Source organism: Sciscionella marina DSM 45152, from assembly GCF_000379465.1.
GTDB lineage: Bacteria > Actinomycetota > Actinomycetes > Mycobacteriales > Pseudonocardiaceae > Sciscionella > Sciscionella marina.
The window spans coordinates 17159-35302 of the sequence record NZ_KB905411.1 but is presented as its reverse complement, the minus strand read 5'-3'; the positions used below and the strand labels follow the sequence as shown (position 1 = coordinate 35302).

Sequence of the window (18144 nt, the reverse complement as noted above, 5' to 3'; positions counted from 1 at the left end):
ATCACCGTCGCGTCCTGATTCGTGTGCATGGACGCGCCGCAAGTGGGTAGTCGATTCCCGCGAGGGAAAGGACAACTGATGCGTTCCAACGAGGATTTCGTGGGACTCGACGACATTCCGGTGCCCTCGGTTGGCGTGGGACAACGCCGCCGTGCGGTGCGCGCCGTGGCTGCCTGTTCCCGCGACAGTGNGGATTGTGCGCGACTACTCGCCGCGCTCGGTCTGGACGTGCGTGAAGGATTCCCTTTCGGCGAAGGAGAACATGACGATGGCGGTCAAGACAGCCAATGGCACGAAACTGCTGCCGGAGACCGAGCGGCTGGCCGGTGGCGCTAACTTCGCCGCCGTGGCCACGATGCTGCCCAGTGGGCGCATCCAGAACCAACCGGTGTGGGTCGGAGTCGAGGACGGCCGACTCGTGGTGAACACCGAGACGCACCGGGCGAAATACCTCAACGCCCGCCGCGACGGGCGCATCGCCCTGATGATCCGCGACGAGCAGGATCCGTACCGGTACGCGGAGATCCGGGGAGTCCTCGGCGAGACCACCGGCGGTGACCGGGCGCGCGGACACGTCGACGAGCTCGCGCAGGACTACACCGGTAAGCCCTATCCGCCGGAGGCCATCAAGAGCGAGCGGGTGATGCTCTGGGTGACACCCGAACGCCAGACCTTCGTCGACCAGAACAACGGTATCGCCGACTGAGATCGCGACAGCCAGGGCTGCTCGCGGTGCGCCGGTCAGTCCGCTGAACCTTCGCTTTCCGGGCGGTCGGTCTCCAGGTGCCGGTCGGTCTCCAGATGCAGAGCGCCTTCCTCGGGTTCTCCCGGCGGAACCGATGCCTCTGGCGGAAAAGCCGTCGTCTCGGAATCAGCGGAATCCCGGGTGTCGTGTTCAGGGTCGTCCCTGCGCGGGTCGTCTCGTGGCCAGTCGAGCGGCTGCGCGGCCGAGCGGTTCTCGTCGAGTTCGAGGTGTTCCCCGTGTTCGCTGGCCGGGGTCTGGTGTTCGGACATGACTACTCCTGTGCGGTAAGCCGGATTCAGCGTCGATAGTCGAGCGTGGGCGCGATGTACGGTTCGCGGGCAGGCACATCGTTGGCGACGCCATGACTGGCGTCGATATGTGCTTCGGTGATAGGACGGGCGTTCGCCGTGTACGAACTGCCGGGACCGTGACCGGCTGTGGAAGTGTCGGGAGCCAGGCCGGTCAACCGTAGATCCGCTCGCGCAGCTGTTTGAGACTCTGTGCGAGCAATCTGGAGACGTGCATTTGGGAAAGCCCGATCTTGCGCGCGATTTCCGATTGGGTGAGATTGCCGAAGAATCGCAGGGTCAGGATTCGCCGTTCACGTTCCGGCAGGTCGGCCAGCAGCGGCTGTAGCGTTTCGCGCAGCTCGACGTCCTCGATGTTGGTGTCCTGCTCGCCGATGGTGTCGCTGACGGCCTGGCTGTCGGACTCGGTGGTCCCGCCGACCGGGCTGTTGAGGGAATCGGCCCGGTAAGCACTGCCCGCCTCCAGGCCCCTGCGCACCTCGCCGAGTTCGATCCCAAGGTACTCGGCAAGTTCGTCCGCCCGCGGTGCGCGACCGGTGCGCTGGGACAGCTCGTCGATCGCTTTACCGAGATTCAGATGCAGTTCCTGCAGCCTGCGCGGCACCCGCATGGCCCAGCCCGCGTCGCGAAAGTACCGCCGCACCTCGCCCATGATCGTGGGCACAGCGAACGCGAGGAAGTCGTTCCCGCGATCGGGTTCGAACCGGTCCACCGCGTTGATCAGGCCGAGCATGGCGACCTGACGCAGGTCCTCGAGCTGCACACCGCGGTGGCGGAACCGCATCGCGATGTGCTCAGCGAGGGGCATGTGCTCGCGGACCAGCTTCTCCCGCAGGCGCTCATACCGCGGATTCTCTGGTGAGAGCGCAGCGAATTCGTGGAAGTCCTCCGCGAACTGAGCGTACTCCTGGTGCTCGGCCTGTTTCGACAGGCCGAGGTGGTCAGGGCCTTCGGTCATGGGCATCCGTCAGAGGCCTTGGTCGCCTCGATGTGCAGCGTCGTCGGCTGCCCCGGATTCGCGTTCGTCCAGCTGATGAGGGTGTCCGCGAGCGTTGACATGATGCGCCACGACCACGAAGAACGGTCGACAACGGCATCCGGGCTTGCGGTGGCCTGCGCGTGGAGATAGAAGCGGTCATCGGCCCGGAACCGGCACGACAGCTGAGCTCCGCGCTCCGCGTTGCGGATGAGAGTCGAGCAGACCTCGTCGACGAGCAGCCGGGCGTCCTCGACGCTGTCCACGGTGAAACCAGCATCCATCGTCAAGGTCGCAGCCACATTGCGTAGTACGGCGAGCTGGGCGGAGTCGATGCTCGTATGCACCTCGACGACACCGTCATCGGCAACCGATGGTTTTTCTGCTGGCTGATCGCTGATCATGTGCCGCTCCGGTCCCGCGTATCGTCGACGTCTCCGGTGGAACTCCCTCCGACGGGCACAAGCCTGACCGGTTTTCTTCCACCGTTGTACTCGGAGTGCCCAGCCGGGATGGCCGTCGCTGTATCGATAACCGTCGATACGGGAGCGGACCGCGACATGGGGCCGGTGCGTCGTAGTCGAACTGACGTCGTCCGCCAGTCGGTCTCTGGGAAATTCGCCTTCATCGTACCCTATTCGTCGCAGCTGCGGCTGTCATCCGGACCGATTCCGGTACCGCGACGCAGGTGCACATCAGCCTGCGTGCGGAGTACTTTCGTTCAGCCTTAACACGAGTGTCGCCCCGTCGGCAAGGCCGAGAAGACGCCGTCCTCGCACCTCATGGTCCTGGATTCGTCATTGCCACGTGACGACTACCCCGGAAGCCGGGGACGGAAACCTCGGTCGAATCCGTCTTCTCGATTGGGCGTACTCACAAGAATCCGGGCCACCGCATCGGTCTAGACGCTATGGGTGGTGGATAGCTCGTACTGCAGGATCCAGCGGCAAGCCGACTCCGGCGACGCGAACTCGGTCGGGTCACTACTCGGAAACGGCTCCCGGCGCACCTCGTGGGGGGCGCTACCGTTCAAGTCCCGCTGCCGCTGAACGCTTGTCGTGTACTACTGAGGGCTCCGCGCCGGCACGAGAGGTCGGCCCTCGGAACCAGCAAGGACAGCGCGCCGCCGCCCCCGGTCGGTGTGCCGTTCCTTGATCCATGCGGTGGCCCCAAAGACGCGCGTTTGTCACACATTCGCACGGGTATCACAGTCGCACGGGTATCACGGAGAAACCAGAAGCGACAACCGGGAGCGAGTCGTGATCGATAGTTCTTCAATCACCGACACCGCGATCTTCGACATGCTGTTGTCGGACGGCACGGCAATTCCTGTCGAGGTCGAATTCCAGTACACCAGCGGTGATCCGTGGGCCGTGCGGCTTTCCTTCCACGTCAGGAGAAACGAGAGAACCGTGTGGACGGTGGCGAGGACATTGCTGGCCACTGGCCTGCACACTCCTTCGGGAGAAGGGGAGGTGCGAGTCCGCCCAGTCGACGGCGAATCGGCGGTCGCCGTCGAGCTGTATTCGCCGAGCGGGCAGGCGGAATTCGTCACCGATGCCGGTCAGCTCGGCGAATTCGTGGACGCCACTTACCGGTTCGTGTCCTCGATACAGGCGCAGGCGATCGTCGATGCCGAGTTCGACAGCCGTCGGTGGCTCGATTCCGGCGAATAGGTGGGCCGGAGACCGTGAACTCCGACGGTTCCTTCGGCGAGACTCGATTCTTTCCACAAGACGACACGCCAGGCGGGGAAAGCTACACCGGGGCGCTCGATCAGGTAGTCGCCAGCCGGGACGGGGCCGCTCGTGCGGCTCGGTGTCTTCCGGAGCGGTCATCGGTGTCGCGATGCCCCATGGGGCATCGCATTGACGGTGATGCCGGAGTCGGCACCGGTGACGATCGCGATTCGGGGCAGGTCTGTGTTGGCCGTTGTGGGATCCGGCCCGGTCATGGTCACTTCTCACTTCTCCTGGTGGCCGTCCCTCTCGCTGGCGACATATCCGGCAGAAGGCGGTGCGTGCGCACTGTCCGGGTAGCGGCCTCTCGCGGGGTTTCGCCGAATGGCATTTCGGGTAGCCGAATGCATGTGTCGCGGTTCGCGGCAGGTGATGGGATATTCCAGAGGAGGCGAGATGCCTGGCGGGACAGAATTCGCGTCCGAGCGGCGCCCACCAGTGCAGTACGTCGCGTTCGCTACTGGTCTTGTGCTTCTCCTGATCGGGATACTGGGTTTCGTACCCGGCGCGACGACCGAGTATCACCTGCTCCAGCTGGTCGGTCACGGACCGAGCGCGCTCCTGTTCGACACCTTCTCGGTCACGGTTGCGCGGAATTTTCTGTTCGTGGCGTTCGGTATCGCACTCATCGCCGTGTCCAGGACATCGAAACTGGCCCATGGCCTGCTGATCACCGTCGGCCTGATTTATCTGCTGCTCTATTGCTACGGGCTGCTCGCCGGGCACGGTGCGGATGCGAATCTTCTCGCGCTCAACGATCCCGATAACTGGTTGCACCTGGCGATCGCGGTCGTTCTCCTGGCTATGGCGCTTCTCGCCGGGCAGAACCGCCATCCGCAGCGGTCGACCTCGCCGCCCGGGGACGTGTGAGCCGAGCTCAGCGAAGGGGAGACGTGCCGGGGAATCAAGAACATCGTCGCCGGGATCTGCGCGGTCCACCTGCCGACCCGTCTCCGCGACGCCGGTCCGCGAGCCTTGGCAAGGGTGCGGCTCGTGGCTCGGCGGTCAAGTGGCCTTCGTAGATATCACGTGGAGTTCGGTGTGGTTGATGTCATCGACCCGCGTTTCGCTCCCCGCTGATCGGGGTATGCCTGCAGCCGAATACATTCAGTACGGCCGACGAGGATTCCCAGTGCGGTATGACGAGATCGTGGACCGGGTGCGAGCTGGCGGTGGTCCGGTGAACAAGGTGGAGGCCGAAGCGCTCGTACAGAGCGTAGCGGCGGTGCTGGGCCAGCGTCTGACAGGTGCGCAGGCCGGACGTCTTGCCGATCATCTGCCCGAAGAGCTGCGCCGTTCGCTGATCGAGGCGGACCAAGGGCAACGGTTCGGAGCCGTGGAGTTTCTCGGAAGGGTGGCTCAGCGCGAGGCGATGGGCCGCACCGGTGAGCAGCTTCGGGTGCATGTTCGCGCGGTATTCGGTGTTCTCGCAGAAGCCGTTTCGACCGGCGAGTTCGAGGAGGTCCTCGATCAGTTGCCCGCCGACTACGAACAGCTGGTCAGTGTCGCCGGGTGACCCGAGCGCGGGATGTGTCCCGGCGAGGAAATCGGGTAGTGCTTGGTCATGCCCGATATCACCGAACTGATACTCGACGATCATCAGGAATTCCGCAGGCGCTTCGCCGCGCTCGACGAGGTGGACACGCCGGAGGAGCTGGCGAAGATTTGGCGGCCGCTTTCGGCACTGCTGGATCTGCATGCCGTGGCCGAGGAGCGGATCTTCTATCCCGAACTGGTACACCGTGGCTCCGATGCCGAGGACGAGACCGTTGATGCGGTCGATGATCATAATCAGATCAGAGACGCGGTCCACGAGGCAGATAGCTATCCGGTGGGCAGCGCACCGTGGAGTAGTGCGGTTCGCAGGGCACGGCTGGAGAACAGTGAACACATGGCGGAGGAGGAGGACGGCGCGCTCGCCGATTTCCGCAGACACGCGGATCCTGGCCTACGCGCCGATCTGGGCGCTCGGTTCGCCGCGTTCAAACAGGAGCATCCAGCCGCCGCCGGGCTCGACACGAGCGATATCGCCCCGAACAGGTACCTCGCATCGGTCGAGGCCGAAGGGGCCGGAGACGGTTCACTCGGACTGGGTCCGCTCGATGGGAGGCGAAACGGATGAACCATCTGCTGCGTGAGCTCGCGCCGATACCGCAAGCGGCATGGGACAAACTCGAGGAGGAGGCCAAGGACCAGTTCACGGTGCACCTGGCGGGGCGGCGGCTGGTCGACTGGTCGGGCCCGCATGGTTGGGAACACTCGGCCACTGGACTGGGCCGTAAGCGCGTTCTCGAACCTGAGCACCAGAACCGGGGTGACATCGAGCTGCACCGGCGAAAGGTGCTCGAACTCGCCGAGGTGCGCCTTCCGTTCGCCGTCAACAGGTCCGAACTCGATGACGCCGAGCGTGGCGCGGGTGATCTCGATCTGGACGCGCTGGACGCGGCGGCACTGCATTTGGCCCGGCTGGAGAACCACGCGGTGTTCCATGGGTGGCGCGAGGCCGGTTTCACCGGCATGACAGCGGCCAGTCCGCATCGGCCCGTCCCGCTCGGCAGCGATCCGCAGAACTACCCGAAATCGACGGCTCTCGCGGTGAACACACTCCGGGATGCCGGAGTCCCGGGACCGTATGCCTTGGCGGTCGGGCCGCGGGATCACATGGATATTCTCGCGGCGGCGGAACAAGGAGGATATCCGGTTCTCGATCACCTGCGCCGCATCCTGGGCGGCGGTAAGGTCGTGCGGGCGCCGGGGATCGAGGTGGCGGTCGTGCTGGGCCTCGGTGCGGGAAACTTCCTGTTCGATGTCGGACAGGACATCTCCATCGGATACGAAGGACATGACCGGGACTTCGTGCGATTCTATTTCGAGGAGAACTTCTGCATACGGGTCGTCGAACGATCGGCCGCCGTGGCGCTGGCCAGGGAATAGGTGCTCGTACCGTTCGCGCGGGTTTCGGCAGTCGTGAAACGGGTTATCCCTCGACAGGAATCGCAGGAAGTCGTGACCGCAGATCGTGGAGGTGAAAGTGGTGCTGATGGGCAGCGGTTGGGCGCGTCGCCATAGATGGTGGCGCACTGGTGCCGGCGTGCCGACGAAAGCGCGAAATCCAGGCAGCAATGCCGGTGCGCACCGAGTCGGGCTGGAGCTCGATGACGGCAGCTGTCTCGTGGGGCAGCTGCTGACGTTCAACCCCGACCCGCCGCATACGGGTGGCCGGGAGCTCGTGCTGACCGCTCCACTGAGCTACCGCGGGCCCGGCGCGGCGGTGACGACGCCACTCGAGTCGTTGGTGGCCTGCGTGGCGGCTGCTCGCGTGGTGGCCATGACAGCTGGTTCGGAGCTGGCGGCCGACGGAGCCGCACACCCGCACGCCACGGTCACGGTTCCGCCTGGATGACCGATTTTTTCGGGTGTTTACCGGCAAACCAGGCTCGGTAGACAAGCTGGTCACCTGAAAGCGGGCTGGCAAATTCGTTGCTGCTTCGTTATGCTTTTTCTTATCGACGCTATTGATCGTATCGACACTTCAAGGGCGGGCGCGACACCGCACTGGGGCGCGTGCGAGCAATTCGTGCCGCGCCCGGGGCACGGGCACCTGGCTTCCACGAAGACGGAGTGGCCCTGTGGGGTTTCATCGAAGCTCCATGTGGTCCGTGAGATCGTCTGTGGAATGGCATGAATTCGACGCCCTTGGAGCCTGTAGCCACATCGCTGGCTGCCCTGTTGTCCCGCGTGCTGACCGGCCTACGCTGCGATGTCGCCGGTGACCTCGGCGCTGCCGTCAGTGTTGCCCATCCTGCCCGCAACCGAGGCGGAGGGCGACTGAGAGTACTTGCGGCCAGCGGTGTCGGAGAATCGTTGACTCCGGTGACGACCGGGAAATTGTGGGGACCTTCGATCCTGGCCGCGTTGGGGGAGGGGCCGCTCGCGACGGCCGACATCTGGTGCGACGAACGCTGGCCGCATCTGAGATTCGAACGGCTGCGGGACAGGGTGGAGGCCACCCAGCTTGACGTCATCGCCCGGGTTCGGGGCGCCGCCGCGATGCCCTCGATCTGGGACGAGGACGGGATTATGGTCTTGTCGGTCTACCTCGATGGTCCCGCGAACGAGAGAACCGTCGCCACGCTCGCCCGCCACGAGCCGTTGGTGACCAGCGCGGTCACGATGGCCGGAATCGCCGAGCGCAATCAGCAGCAGTCACAGCGTGTTCTGGACGCGCTCGCCTCGCGGGCGGCCATCGAACAGGCGAAGGGCGTCATCATGGGGATACGAAACTGCGATCCCAATGCCGCCTGGGATGTTCTCCGCGCGGTGAGCCAGGAGGTGAACCTCAAACTCCGTGAACTGGCAACCGCCTTGGTGGAACACATCGGACAGGTACCGGCTGACAAACCCGTGAACCAGAGCGTGGTCCATGTGGACGAGCGCGCCCGGGAGATTGCCGCTCAACTGTGGAAAGGGCTTCGCCAGGAGCAGATCGGAGACGGGACACACGTGCCGTGACCGGTACGGTATGACGGCGAGGTCCCGGACCCGATTGCTGCGTACGGGTTTCCGAACCGAAATGGATCATCTACCGTCGTCATATGTCCCACGATGACAGAGTCGAGGTCCCCGACGTCACGGGTTTGGGCGCTGTCGAGGCGTGTGGCGCGGTCCGGGCTGCCGGCTTGTCGCCTCGCGGACCGCAGCATGCTCCCGAGCCGATCGACGGCACCATCATTCAGCAGGATCCCGCGCCCGGAGTCTCGGTCAATATCGGGAATGACGTGACGCTGTGGTCGGATAACGGTCGAGCCGCGCAGGAAGTCCTCGACCCGGATCTCTCCACTGCCACGGCACCGATGACCTAGCCGACCGCTGAGGCGTTTGCACCGCGCCGGCCGCGGGTATGTGATCACCTGACGACAACCGCGGCCGGTGATCGGCACGCGTGGAAGACGGCGGGCCGAGACGTGCAATGGAGGGACGAGACCCGAGATGACCGAACAGCTCGACGTGAAGCGGCTCAACGGCGATTCGTGTGCGGTCACGATCCGGCGTGGGATGGCCACCACGCACCATCGTGTGACCATGAGCGGGGAATTGTTCGATGACCTTCTCCTTCCCGGAGCCGCGGCGACACGTGTCGTCGAACAGACGATGCGATACCTGCTGGAACGCCGCTCGGCCGGCTCTATCCCGCACGACATCGATCTGGACGAGCTGCGCGAACACGACGCCCGCTATCTGAACGCGTTACGGAAACGACTGGCCGGTTGAGGTCCTGCCCGGGGGCTTTCCCTTCCGTGTGACCGCGTGTGTCGTTGTCTGCGCATCAAGGATTGTGGGACGTCGAACCACGAGATATCGGAGAGCAGGGGACCGAAGCGGGAGCTCACGGCGGTCGTGAACAGAGGCCGAGCCCGGCCTCGTCCGTACCTGCGGCAAGGACTCCGCCGGAACTCGGCCGAACGGACCGAGGCGCACAGCAGGAAGACTGAGAACACCGCTAACGCTTGGGCTTCAACGCCTTCCGCAATTTGTCACCCGCCTGTTTGAGGCTGCCCTTCGTCTTCTGTGCTTTGCCCTCCATCTGCCATTGCTCGTTGTCGGTCACTTCACCTGCTTTTTCCTTGGCCTTGCCCTGCAATTCCTCTGCCTTGTTCGTTGTCTCGTCATCCATAGACAGGGAGTACCCACAGGTAGTCGTTCTATGCTTGCGTGTTTCGATCGCCGAGGCGTGGGTACGCCAAAGGCGGAAGGAGGTGCCCATGCCGGAAGAACTGCGCGTCGAGGACCTGGGAGAAGGTGAGTTCGCGATCGTCCGGTATGGACGTGCCGTGTCGCACTGGTATGCGAGTGCTTCCGTGTTCGAGCAGGTGGGCTCGCGGTACAGCTCACGACGAGTTGTCGAGTGCGCCGTGGCGTATCTGACCGAACACGGGGCCGGTGGGCAATTGCCGGAGAGCGTCGATCTCGAGCGGCTCACGACAACTGACGAGAATTTTCTGGCGCAGGTACGTCGACGACTCGAGGAACCGGTCCGGCTCCCGGAAGACCCGCGGAATCGGCCCACGGAGACCGTCGATGCCCTCGAAGAACGAATTACCGAACAGACCGGGGCCATCGACCGCGGCGATGAGAATCGACTGCCAGGCACGTCCACCGAGGACAGTGAGCCGGAAGGCGCAGATCCCGGTGCACGCCTGCACACCGTTCAGGAACCGCCGGTCTGACCGTTGGTCGATGCCGCGTATCCGCGCCGATGCCATCGACGCGCGGTGCCGGAACGAGCCGGGGGCCGATACCGAGCGGTTTGGTCCACGACAGTCGGAGAACGCGCATCAAGCGGCTGACGAACGCACAGGACCTCTTCATGAACGCCCCGCACACGTCCACAGGGCTCTGGAGACACGCCGATCCGCTGATGACTATATCGAACAAGCGCCCTTGAGAAGGGAGGAAATCATGAACTGTTTCGACTGCGCCGAACATGGTGAGTCCACATCCGCCATGGCGATCTGCACGACGTGTGGAGCGGGGGTATGCCGAGACTGCGCGCATGTTGGTGTGAATACGATTAAGCATCCATCGGGTTTCTCCTCGGCCGAAGAAACTTTCATCGAGACCCGCAAGCTCGCATGTCGTGCCTGTGCGACAGCTCTGAGCGCTCACCACGCCCAGGCCTATCGGTTTGTGCCAGCAGAGAATTCCGCCCCCGCGTAGCGCGAGGCCGGACACCGGTCGTCCCGCGGCGCCCTCCGCGTTGACGCCATCACACCCATGGGCTTTTATGCGCTGCCGTGCCCAGCCCTCGACGCCGACTCGATCGCGAAGCGGCCATGGCCTGCCCAGCAGATGGCTTGCCAGGATCTCCCGCTGGTGCACTGAAGCCGGGACGCCGGTTCGGGAGACGGACCGACTGCGGGTCGTCGAGCATTGCGACACTGTCGAACCGGAACTTTCGATGCTCATTCTCCGACTCACTGGGCAGGCGCTGACCGGGAGTGAGGGAGATCGTCGATGCCGCACGAGCTATCCGTTCGAAGAGTTCCCCGGTGATCGGCCGTCGACTGGTACTCACCGCTGGTATCGGCGGGTTCATCGGAGGCTGTGCTTCTGTCACGCGGAAGCAGGCAGCACAAGTTCCGGTTGAGCGGTTGGCGACCTTGGACGGAGCTACGGCGGGTCTGGCACTCATGCTGGGCCGCCATCAGCAGGCGACAGCGTCGTTTCTTGCCAAAGATCCGATCGTTGAGGCGATCGCGATGCTGCAAGAGGGGCCTGTGGTCGATGTGTCATCGCCAGGTGGGCAGCTCGAGCTCGAGAAGCTCGTGGCACTGAGTCCGACCAGGGTCATCGGACTCAGCGGCGGTCCCGTCGAGCAGGCCGTCGTCCTGGACCGGATATCAAGCAGTGTGCAACGGGTTGCCCGAACGGGGCGGCTAGCGGCGGACTCCCTGGCCGTCGGAGCCGCACTCGGACGGCTGAGGCGAACTCGGCATGCATTGACGATGTTGTCGGCCTCGAGGCAGCAGCTGCAAAGCGCGCTGCGGTCGCGATCCGCGCCGACGATCTCGATCATCTCACCGGGACTGGCAGCCGACTCGATCTTCACCGTGGGCGGCGCTACCCCGGCAGCCTCGACAGTGGCCGCTCTCGATCTTCGACGCCCCGCGGCCCAGGCCAAGGCGGCCTCGAGCGCGAGATCATTCGTGCCCGTATCTCTGGAGCACTTGCCAGAGCACGATGCCGATCTGGTGTTCGTGGCTGTCGGCCCCACTGTTGATCCTCGCTGGTTGTACGACAGGCCGTTGTGGCGGCAGTTGGGTGCGGTGCGGCGGAGGCGGGTGATCGAAGTGGACGCCTTGCAATGGGCGACGACGTCCTCGCTGCTGGGCAACTGGTGGGTACTCGATGATCTCGCCGCGGTATTACGCGAGGATGCATGCCCCATCGTGGGATCCGCGACGTTCCGCGGGATACAACGATTGGCTCGATACCGTGCGCTCTTCGGAGAATAGCTAGCTCGGCAAGGTGGCAGGCGGGGATATCCGAACGTGGACGTGGGTGCGCCACAACGGGCGTGGGACAATGCTGTCGTGCTCGCGGCTGACAGGGTGGTGGAAAGCCCAGTAGCTGGTCCACGGCTGTCTGGGCTCGCGGAACGGCAGCAGAACGAGGAAGGTTGATGGCGCAGTGCAGGATCTGACGGTGGATGGTTCGACTAGTGCGGCTGACCTCATTGAACGCCAGGTCATCGAGCTGGTGGACCATCTCGAGGAGGCCGACGCGGCGGGATGGTATTCCAGGCTCGAGGTCTCGCGTCCCTGGTCCGCGCACAATCCGAGGATCGTGGGGGAGTTCGCGCAACCTTCTGCTATCCGCCGGTATCTGTGTCGAGAGTTGAGCATCTTGCTCGAGCGTGGCGCCACCGTCACCGCTGGGGCGTCTCGTCGTGCGCTGACCTTCCAGGACTCGGAGTTCTTCGCCGCGCTCGACGAGGAGCGGTTCGATTTGCGTGCGAAGAAGCTGTTCCTGTTCGGCCCCGAGCGGATGGCGCTGTCGCTGGATCGCCTGGCGCACTATACGGGGACACCGGCGGAGTCATTTCAGCGTCATGTCCTGTTCACCAATTACGCGATGCATGTCGAGGCTTTTCTCGAACGGTTTCCCGACGCGCAGGGGCCGAGCCGGTCCGGAGTTCAGATGCCGGCATGGCATCATCAAACGGAAAATGGTGATGGTGTCAGCTTGATCAATATCGGTGTGGGGCCCGCCAATGCCAAGACCGCTACGGATCATGTGGCGGTGCTTCGGCCGGATACCATGATGATGATCGGACACTGTGGTGGTCTGCGTAATCACCAGAACATCGGTGATTTTGTGCTGGCGACCTCGTACTTGCGTCATGACCATGTTCTCGATGACGTACTGCCGACCACGGTTCCGGTGGTGCCGACACCGCGGTTGAATATGCTATTGCTTGATGAGCTCGACAAGCGTAACGCCGAATATCGGCTTGGGACCGTGTACACGACCGACAATCGCAACTGGGAACTCAACCAGCGTGCGCCGCTGGCCGCGATCCAGACGGCGCGCTGCCTGGCCGCGGACATGGAGTCGGCGACGATCGCGGCGAACGGGTTCCGTTACCGGATCCCCAACGCGACGCTGTTGTGTGTCTCGGATAAACCGATGCACGCGGCACCGAAACTATCCGGCGAAGCAGTGAAATTCTATCAATCGAGCAAACGTCAACATCTGGACATCGCACTGGCCTGCCTCGAACGAATCCGCACCGAGCACCCCGATGGCCTTCCCGCACAGGACATCCGCTCCTCGGACGAACCGCTGTTCGGCGCAGAGTAGCCGGATAGCCGAGGTCGCTCGGCCGGACGACAACTCGACCGGTCAGAGCTGGTGTCCTCAGTCGCCCGGATGGTTAGCGAATCCCGACAAGGATGTAGTCGTTTCCGTGTTGCCACACCGTTCCCGTTTCACTGAACCCGGCTGCCGACAACGCTTCGAGGTGCCATTGCGGGCTGCACCGATTGGCGTATCCGGTGCTGCATCCGGCGAGTTGTGCGGGTGAGAACACACTGGTGACACGGGAATCCTGACGCAGGGAGTTCCACCAGGTCTGCCATGCCTCGTTGCGCTCTACCCGATTGCGTTCGGCGCGACGCCGCCTGATCACGCTGGTCAGCTCCTCCAGGGCGGGCTGCTGATCGTAGAGGTTGTCCGCGTTGACGAAGACTCCGCCAGGGCGCAGATTGTCCGCGACTTCTCGGTACAGTGCCGCAAGGCGTGGTGGGCGGAGCCAATGCAAGGCCGTGGTCGTGGTGACGGCGCTGAGAAGGTGCCCATCGGTGACGGCCTGCGCCCAGCCAGGTGTGGCGAGGTCGAGGTCGAGGTAACGCGGGGAGGCCGTGGCACTCGGTCGGGTCGCCTCCGCCAAGGCCAGGAGGAAGGGATCGGTATCGAGGCCGGTGATGTGCGCGGCGGGAAAACGTGTGGCCAGCCGGGCCGTCAGTGATCCTGGGCCGCAGCCGAGGTCTACGATCTCGGGTGATATCTGCTCGGCGCAGATATGCTCAATGACGTCGCCGATGACCAGGAAGCGATCTTCACGATCGGCGACATAGCGCTCCTGTTGCGTGTCCCAGCGCGCGAGCCAATCTTGGGCCGTCGTCCGGTCGAGTTGCTTGAGCATCCTCGGGTCTCCCGTAAACCTCGTCCAGTTTTCGACAATGATATTCAATAAATCTTGGTTTCGCCAGCTCTGATGGACCGCCGGACTCGCCCGCTTCACCGTCGGATGCGGCCGGTGAACAGCATTCCAAAGGACCCGGGCGCTTTTCCGTGGCTCGTAGTCCGGTCGCGCCGGTTGTGGCCATCGTGGGGATCAAGATCAGAACGCCATAGAGAATCCCGGTTTTCGCTTCAACGATCGTTGTCGCAGAACCGAAGCACTCGGTGAGCACTGTTGTCATGAAGAATATCGTCACGAACGCGAGGCCGAGCAATCCGGCTACGGCGTGCACGCGGCGCAGCATCACGGTGCACCGTCCTGATAACCGAGATTGGCCTCGATACGCGCGAGGACAGGTGGAGGCTGCGCCTTCCAACTCCGTTGGTCGCCGCGGTCATGCTTCCGGAAAATGGGTTGATTGCGTTCCCCTACCTGCAGCATGCGGGTGACATCCGGCTTGCCGTCGAAGGTCTGCTCGGCAAGCTCGACCTGGCTGACGCCTGGCGTCTCTCGGATCCGGCACAGCAGCGATCACTGCTTCGGCGTCACCGGGAGCTCCCGGTGACGAATCGCTGCCTGCGTGTCCGTCAGCTAAGGTCGGCTCGGGCATGCCGGGAACCCGGCTCAGGAAGTCTGCGCCTTTGGTCATCGTCGCCAAGGTATCTGTGAGTCGGTGATGGCAGCGAGGCGTTGCCCGGGCCCCTGTAGCCGGTGTCCGATTGAACGAAGTCCTGCCCACATGGTCGCCTGATTTACCGTGATGATGGGTTTACCGAGCTCCCGCTCCAGTGGAGCGATGAGGTCGTAGGTGGGCAGGGCGGTGCAGCTGACGAACAGCGCGTCCGCTTCGGCATGGTCCGCGTTCGCTATCAGTTCGCGCACCTCGCGGTATCCGATGTCGTAGACTTCGCGGATCGTTTGCAGCCCGAGGCTGTGCTCGGTGAGGACATCGAAGCCCGCCGTGCCGAGGAAACGCACCAATGCCGCACCGACCGGCGGTTCATAGGGATGGGCCACCGATATTCGCTTGGCCCCGACCGCCGAAAGGGCGTCGATGACGGATCCGGCTGCGGTGAGAGTGGTTTGAACGCCGGGATGCCGCATGGCATTGCGCAAAGCCCGTTCGCCGTCGTGGCCGCCGACGAAGCTGCAGGCGGTGCAAAGATAGGTGATCGCGGGTGTTCCCAGGGCGGCGAGCGATCGTGCCGGCCTGGCCACCACTTCCGGCCGGTTCAACTGAGTGACCAACTCCCAATTGGTCGTGAACTCGACCGGGTCGGTGCGTGTGATGAACGGGGAGGTGTCCTTCGGGGACCATCGCCACAGTTCGCGGTCGTGGAGGAAGTCGAACGAGACGATGATCCCGAGTCCGGGCCCGGTCGGCCGGTTGTCGTCCCCGCCGGAAGCTGACGATTGTGCTTCAGGGTGCTGCGAAGCAACCATGGATCTTGTGACCTTTCGAATCGGTTGACAAGGTTGCGAGAGTGCCGGGCGGTGCGGTGTGTGAGAAGATGCCCGACCGATGCGGTCGGTCCCGGCGTGAGAGCGCGACAGCGGCGCTAGAACGTATACTAGAGCTTCGAAAACTTGGCTGTCGATGAGAAATCGGATTGTTCTCGGAGAAAATGATCGGGTTCCTCCTAGAGTAGAACGAGGGCGGCCGTAGTGGCTGTCAGGAGAAGATAGACGCTGCCGAGCACGCGGAGATTGAAGTTGATCAGCGCTCGTTCTTCCTTGGCGTCGGTGTCACCGGCGACGGCGAGGACGAGCAAGGTCTCCGGTAATGAAGCGAATACCGCATGACCGGCGGCACTGTTCTGTACGGCAGGCAGAAGCGAGGGGATTCCCAGTGCGGTCGCGGCCGTGGACTGTACCGGAGCCATGAGGGCATTGGCCCCGGTATTGGAACCGGTCAGAAATCCGGAGAAGATCCCGAGAGCGGGACTGAGGAATATCGCACCGAGTATACCGCTGCTGGTGAGAACATGGCCGATAGTGGCGACCATCCCACTGACCGCCATCAATTGGGCCAGTACGGCGAATCCGAGTAGCGCGGTCAACGTCGTCCGGGATCTTTTCAGGGCTTCGATTCCGGGCCCAGAACGTAACCGTCCACGGGCGAGGAACAGTCCAGTGGCGAGCAGGGCCAATCCAGGGGAGGACAGGGGCTGGAATGCGACACCACTGACCCGGACCGCTACCTCGTCGAGACGGACACCGGCGCCGATCAGGATACGAACCGCAATCACGAGCCCGAGTGCGATGCCATACGGCGTGATCGCCTCACGTGGTGGCGCCAGATACCGCAGTCTGGTGCGCGCGAAGACAGCGATCCCGGCCACGGTGGAAACGAGCCCCGCCGTCACCCCGGCAAGCTCGACGATCCCCACTCCGTTGCATGCCACCAGGGTTGCGGAGAAGCAGGCGCCGATCATGGCTCCAGGCAGGGCGCTTCGGTACCGCCCGCGTGCGCCTGCTGAGGAGGCGATAGCCGTGGCGACGGCACCGAGCACCGGGAAGATCGCCGCGCTCACCAGTGACGAGAGCCAGCCGATCGTGGCGAGGGAATGTCCGGTCAACGAGGCGGCCACCGTGCTCGCCAATCCCAGGGTTCCCCACGGCATGATGTTCAGGCTCAGTGCTGAACGGCGCAGCGCGGTATCCCGTTCGCTGATGGCCAGTAATACCGGCACCGTCAGTAACAGCGAAACACCAAATCCGGTCAGGGATTCCAAGGCCGGACCGAGACCGACCACGACCACCCCGATCTTTGCCTCGGCCGGTATGGGGAGTGTCTGGATCCACTGGGCCAGGCGGCTGTGTATCCGGCGGTCGGCGAGTTCGGCGTTGAGGTACAGGCCCGGAATGATGACCATCGCGGCCTCGCCCGTCAGGAGGCAGGCGGCCGCGACAGCGCTCAGTGTCGGCGTGGTGGTGAACGAGAAGTCCGGCACGACAAGGACGATGAGGACAGCCGTGATCACGCCGATCCACGCCACTCGGTGTGCGGTCATCCGCAGCATGATGCTCAGGCCGAGCACGACTATCAGCGGCGTCACCGCGAATCCAAGAGTCATCCGCTATGTGTCCAGCACAGCAATTCCGTTGGTGAGCGCACTCCTGTTGAGAGCATTCCCTTTGTCGAGCAGGCTCCGGTCTTGGACGGGCGCCGCCGTACTCCGCGAGGCAGTGGTCATCCACCCTCATATTCTTGTTTACAAGATCTATACTCCAATATGCAAGAATCCTTGTCAAGGGCAGACCGGGCGCCGGGCGTCCTGACGATTGTGTGCGTGATCGAGTGAGGTGGAAGGAGCCGTGTCGGTGAACTCGACTGGGCGTCGTGATGGGCGGCGAGATGTCCGAGGACGAAGTGGGAAACTGGTTGGTGCGGCGCGGAAGAGTGGGAACGGACAGGCCAAATGGTATGTGGCCATTGCCGCCGTCCTGGTGATCGGTGCCGCGATAACCACTGGCGTTCTGGTCTCCAAGGCCAATAGAAAGGCCGAGATCAATGATGTCATCGCGGCAACCGAAGTCCATCCGCGGTACCCGGTGCGCGCCGCCGATGGGGTCGTCACGGCGGGAACCGAGACGGCCGGCCGCACGATCGATCTGTATGAGGACCTGATCTGCCCCGGGTGTGGTGGGTTCAACCGGCTGTACGCGGACGCTATCGAAAAAGAGCTCGACGCGGGCCGTCTCCGCGTCCGCTACCACGTCCTCGCTTATCTGGACCAGTCGTCGGTTCCGCCGGGCTATTCGGAGCGGGGTTCGGCAGCCGCGTATGCCATGGCCGTGCACTCGCCCAGTCGATTTCCTTCCTTCCTGCGCAGCCTTTATCGCCAGCAGGTTCAGGAAGGTGAGCCGGGCTACACCGATGAACAGCTCGTCTCCCTCGGGCAGCGGCTCGGCGCCGACGAGAGGTTCGCGGCCGACGTTCGAGAGGGCACATGGAAACCGATGTTGCGCAAGGCACTGCGGGCCGCGGCCGAGGAAGTGGACAAAGCCACAGGAAGGGTGGCGCTGCCGACCGTCCTGTCCAGCGGACGCCAGCTCGACACGTCCGACCCACGTTGGCTCGGTAGCACCGAGCGTTGACCAGAACCGTGGATCCATTCGGCTCGGGC

The 18144-nt window shown here is 63.8% G+C and carries 23 protein-coding genes; 15 read left to right on the top strand and 8 right to left on the bottom strand.

The window, feature by feature from the left end; all coding sequences use genetic code 11:
• The first annotated feature begins 268 nt into the window (after positions 1-268).
• Positions 269-706, top strand: a complete 438-nt coding sequence (locus A37U_RS0129440; RefSeq protein WP_026197729.1) for a PPOX class F420-dependent oxidoreductase — start codon at positions 269-271, stop codon at positions 704-706.
• Positions 707-741: 35 nt separating this feature from the next.
• On the opposite strand, the gene A37U_RS0129435 is transcribed toward A37U_RS0129440, so the two are convergent.
• The 4 genes from A37U_RS0129435 to A37U_RS54005 all read right to left on the bottom strand — a co-directional run bounded on the left by A37U_RS0129435 (position 742) and on the right by A37U_RS54005 (position 3473).
• Positions 742-1014: a hypothetical protein gene (locus A37U_RS0129435; protein WP_020500263.1), complete on the bottom strand. Its 273-nt coding sequence runs from the start codon at positions 1012-1014 to the stop codon at positions 742-744.
• Positions 1015-1207: 193 nt separating this feature from the next.
• Positions 1208-2011: a SigB/SigF/SigG family RNA polymerase sigma factor gene (locus tag A37U_RS0129430; RefSeq protein WP_020500262.1), complete on the bottom strand. Its 804-nt coding sequence runs from the start codon at positions 2009-2011 to the stop codon at positions 1208-1210.
• Positions 2008-2433, bottom strand: coding sequence for a hypothetical protein (locus tag A37U_RS45960; RefSeq protein WP_020500261.1), 426 nt, complete (start codon positions 2431-2433; stop codon positions 2008-2010). Before A37U_RS45960 ends, A37U_RS0129430 begins: the two co-directional genes overlap by 4 nt.
• 818 nt (positions 2434-3251) lie before the next feature.
• Positions 3252-3473, bottom strand: a complete 222-nt coding sequence (locus A37U_RS54005; protein WP_240437711.1) for a hypothetical protein — start codon at positions 3471-3473, stop codon at positions 3252-3254.
• On the opposite strand from A37U_RS54005, the gene A37U_RS54000 reads away from it, so the two are divergent.
• The 9 genes from A37U_RS54000 (at position 3403) to A37U_RS0129380 (ending at position 9039) form a co-directional block, all read left to right on the top strand.
• A complete protein-coding gene (locus A37U_RS54000; RefSeq protein ID WP_240437710.1) occupies positions 3403-3705 on the top strand; it encodes an SsgA family sporulation/cell division regulator in 303 nt (100 codons plus the stop codon). The two genes, A37U_RS54005 and A37U_RS54000, sit on opposite strands and share 71 nt — an antisense overlap.
• A gap of 459 nt (positions 3706-4164) precedes the next feature.
• Positions 4165-4638, top strand: coding sequence for a DUF4383 domain-containing protein (locus tag A37U_RS45950; protein ID WP_063712847.1), 474 nt, complete (start codon positions 4165-4167; stop codon positions 4636-4638).
• 178 nt (positions 4639-4816) lie between these two features.
• Positions 4817-5284, top strand: coding sequence for a DUF2267 domain-containing protein (locus A37U_RS45945; protein WP_083933979.1), 468 nt, complete (start codon positions 4817-4819; stop codon positions 5282-5284).
• 48 nt (positions 5285-5332) lie between these two features.
• Entirely contained in the window at positions 5333-5890 is a 558-nt protein-coding gene (locus A37U_RS0129405; RefSeq protein WP_020500257.1) for a hemerythrin domain-containing protein, read from the top strand.
• Entirely contained in the window at positions 5887-6702 is an 816-nt protein-coding gene (locus A37U_RS0129400; protein ID WP_020500256.1) for a family 1 encapsulin nanocompartment shell protein, read from the top strand. The genes A37U_RS0129405 and A37U_RS0129400 overlap by 4 nt, the downstream gene beginning before the upstream one ends.
• 157 nt (positions 6703-6859) lie before the next feature.
• A complete protein-coding gene (locus A37U_RS0129395; protein WP_020500255.1) occupies positions 6860-7171 on the top strand; it encodes a DUF6338 family protein in 312 nt (103 codons plus the stop codon).
• Positions 7172-7641: 470 nt separating this feature from the next.
• Positions 7642-8280, top strand: a complete 639-nt coding sequence (locus A37U_RS45940) for an ANTAR domain-containing protein (protein ID WP_020500254.1) — start codon at positions 7642-7644, stop codon at positions 8278-8280.
• 83 nt (positions 8281-8363) lie between these two features.
• The gene (locus tag A37U_RS45935) at positions 8364-8630 is read left to right on the top strand and encodes a PASTA domain-containing protein (RefSeq protein ID WP_020500253.1); all 267 of its coding nucleotides are present in this window, start codon (positions 8364-8366) and stop codon (positions 8628-8630) included.
• A gap of 127 nt (positions 8631-8757) precedes the next feature.
• Complete coding sequence (locus A37U_RS0129380) at positions 8758-9039, top strand: RNA-binding protein (protein ID WP_020500252.1); 282 nt, start codon at positions 8758-8760, stop codon at positions 9037-9039.
• A 229-nt stretch (positions 9040-9268) separates the two neighbouring features.
• Here A37U_RS0129380 and A37U_RS45930 read toward each other — a convergent pair whose 3' ends face one another.
• Positions 9269-9442, bottom strand: coding sequence for a CsbD family protein (locus A37U_RS45930; RefSeq protein ID WP_020500251.1), 174 nt, complete (start codon positions 9440-9442; stop codon positions 9269-9271).
• Between the two features lie 88 nt (positions 9443-9530).
• On the opposite strand from A37U_RS45930, the gene A37U_RS0129370 reads away from it, so the two are divergent.
• The 4 genes from A37U_RS0129370 (at position 9531) to A37U_RS0129360 (ending at position 13131) form a co-directional block, all read left to right on the top strand.
• Entirely contained in the window at positions 9531-9995 is a 465-nt protein-coding gene (locus A37U_RS0129370; RefSeq protein WP_020500250.1) for a hypothetical protein, read from the top strand.
• Positions 9898-10485, top strand: coding sequence for a DUF2180 family protein (locus A37U_RS55105; RefSeq protein ID WP_420806271.1), 588 nt, complete (start codon positions 9898-9900; stop codon positions 10483-10485). Before A37U_RS0129370 ends, A37U_RS55105 begins: the two co-directional genes overlap by 98 nt.
• A gap of 281 nt (positions 10486-10766) precedes the next feature.
• Entirely contained in the window at positions 10767-11783 is a 1017-nt protein-coding gene (locus tag A37U_RS0129365) for an ABC transporter substrate-binding protein (RefSeq protein WP_157183098.1), read from the top strand.
• Positions 11784-11958: 175 nt separating this feature from the next.
• On the top strand, positions 11959-13131 hold the full coding sequence (locus A37U_RS0129360; RefSeq protein WP_020500248.1) for a phosphorylase family protein: 1173 nt from the start codon (positions 11959-11961) through the stop codon (positions 13129-13131).
• A gap of 73 nt (positions 13132-13204) precedes the next feature.
• Here A37U_RS0129360 and A37U_RS0129355 read toward each other — a convergent pair whose 3' ends face one another.
• The 3 genes from A37U_RS0129355 to A37U_RS0129345 form a co-directional block, all read right to left on the bottom strand.
• Complete coding sequence (locus A37U_RS0129355; protein WP_240437708.1) at positions 13205-14074, bottom strand: class I SAM-dependent methyltransferase; 870 nt, start codon at positions 14072-14074, stop codon at positions 13205-13207.
• Between the two features lie 585 nt (positions 14075-14659).
• A complete protein-coding gene (locus tag A37U_RS0129350) occupies positions 14660-15250 on the bottom strand; it encodes a maleate cis-trans isomerase family protein (RefSeq protein WP_240437707.1) in 591 nt (196 codons plus the stop codon).
• Positions 15251-15654: 404 nt separating this feature from the next.
• Positions 15655-17091 carry an L-lactate permease gene (locus A37U_RS0129345; RefSeq protein ID WP_020500245.1) on the bottom strand — a complete coding sequence of 479 codons (1437 nt, stop codon included), beginning with the start codon at positions 17089-17091 and terminating at the stop codon, positions 15655-15657.
• A 352-nt stretch (positions 17092-17443) separates the two neighbouring features.
• On the opposite strand from A37U_RS0129345, the gene A37U_RS45925 reads away from it, so the two are divergent.
• Entirely contained in the window at positions 17444-18115 is a 672-nt protein-coding gene (locus A37U_RS45925) for a DsbA family protein (protein WP_020500244.1), read from the top strand.
• Positions 18116-18144 lie beyond the last annotated feature (29 nt).

What these genes read in the sequence shown, in the direction of transcription:
- A37U_RS45945 (WP_083933979.1), top strand. Translation starts at nt 4,817, where the DNA reads ATGTCATCGACCCGCGTTTCGCTCCCCGCTGATCGGGGTATGCCTGCA.
- A37U_RS0129380 (WP_020500252.1), top strand. Translation starts at nt 8,758, where the DNA reads ATGACCGAACAGCTCGACGTGAAGCGGCTCAACGGCGATTCGTGTGCG.
- A37U_RS0129430 (WP_020500262.1), bottom strand. Translation starts at nt 2,011, where the DNA reads ATGACCGAAGGCCCTGACCACCTCGGCCTGTCGAAACAGGCCGAGCAC.
- A37U_RS0129405 (WP_020500257.1), top strand. Translation starts at nt 5,333, where the DNA reads ATGCCCGATATCACCGAACTGATACTCGACGATCATCAGGAATTCCGC.
- A37U_RS45950 (WP_063712847.1), top strand. Translation starts at nt 4,165, where the DNA reads ATGCCTGGCGGGACAGAATTCGCGTCCGAGCGGCGCCCACCAGTGCAG.
- A37U_RS45960 (WP_020500261.1), bottom strand. Translation starts at nt 2,433, where the DNA reads ATGATCAGCGATCAGCCAGCAGAAAAACCATCGGTTGCCGATGACGGT.
- A37U_RS0129435 (WP_020500263.1), bottom strand. Translation starts at nt 1,014, where the DNA reads ATGTCCGAACACCAGACCCCGGCCAGCGAACACGGGGAACACCTCGAA.
- A37U_RS45935 (WP_020500253.1), top strand. Translation starts at nt 8,364, where the DNA reads ATGTCCCACGATGACAGAGTCGAGGTCCCCGACGTCACGGGTTTGGGC.
- A37U_RS0129400 (WP_020500256.1), top strand. Translation starts at nt 5,887, where the DNA reads ATGAACCATCTGCTGCGTGAGCTCGCGCCGATACCGCAAGCGGCATGG.
- A37U_RS55105 (WP_420806271.1), top strand. Translation starts at nt 9,898, where the DNA reads ATGAGAATCGACTGCCAGGCACGTCCACCGAGGACAGTGAGCCGGAAG.
- A37U_RS0129345 (WP_020500245.1), bottom strand. Translation starts at nt 17,091, where the DNA reads ATGACTCTTGGATTCGCGGTGACGCCGCTGATAGTCGTGCTCGGCCTG.
- A37U_RS45930 (WP_020500251.1), bottom strand. Translation starts at nt 9,442, where the DNA reads ATGGATGACGAGACAACGAACAAGGCAGAGGAATTGCAGGGCAAGGCC.
- A37U_RS0129440 (WP_026197729.1), top strand. Translation starts at nt 269, where the DNA reads ATGGCGGTCAAGACAGCCAATGGCACGAAACTGCTGCCGGAGACCGAG.
- A37U_RS0129370 (WP_020500250.1), top strand. Translation starts at nt 9,531, where the DNA reads ATGCCGGAAGAACTGCGCGTCGAGGACCTGGGAGAAGGTGAGTTCGCG.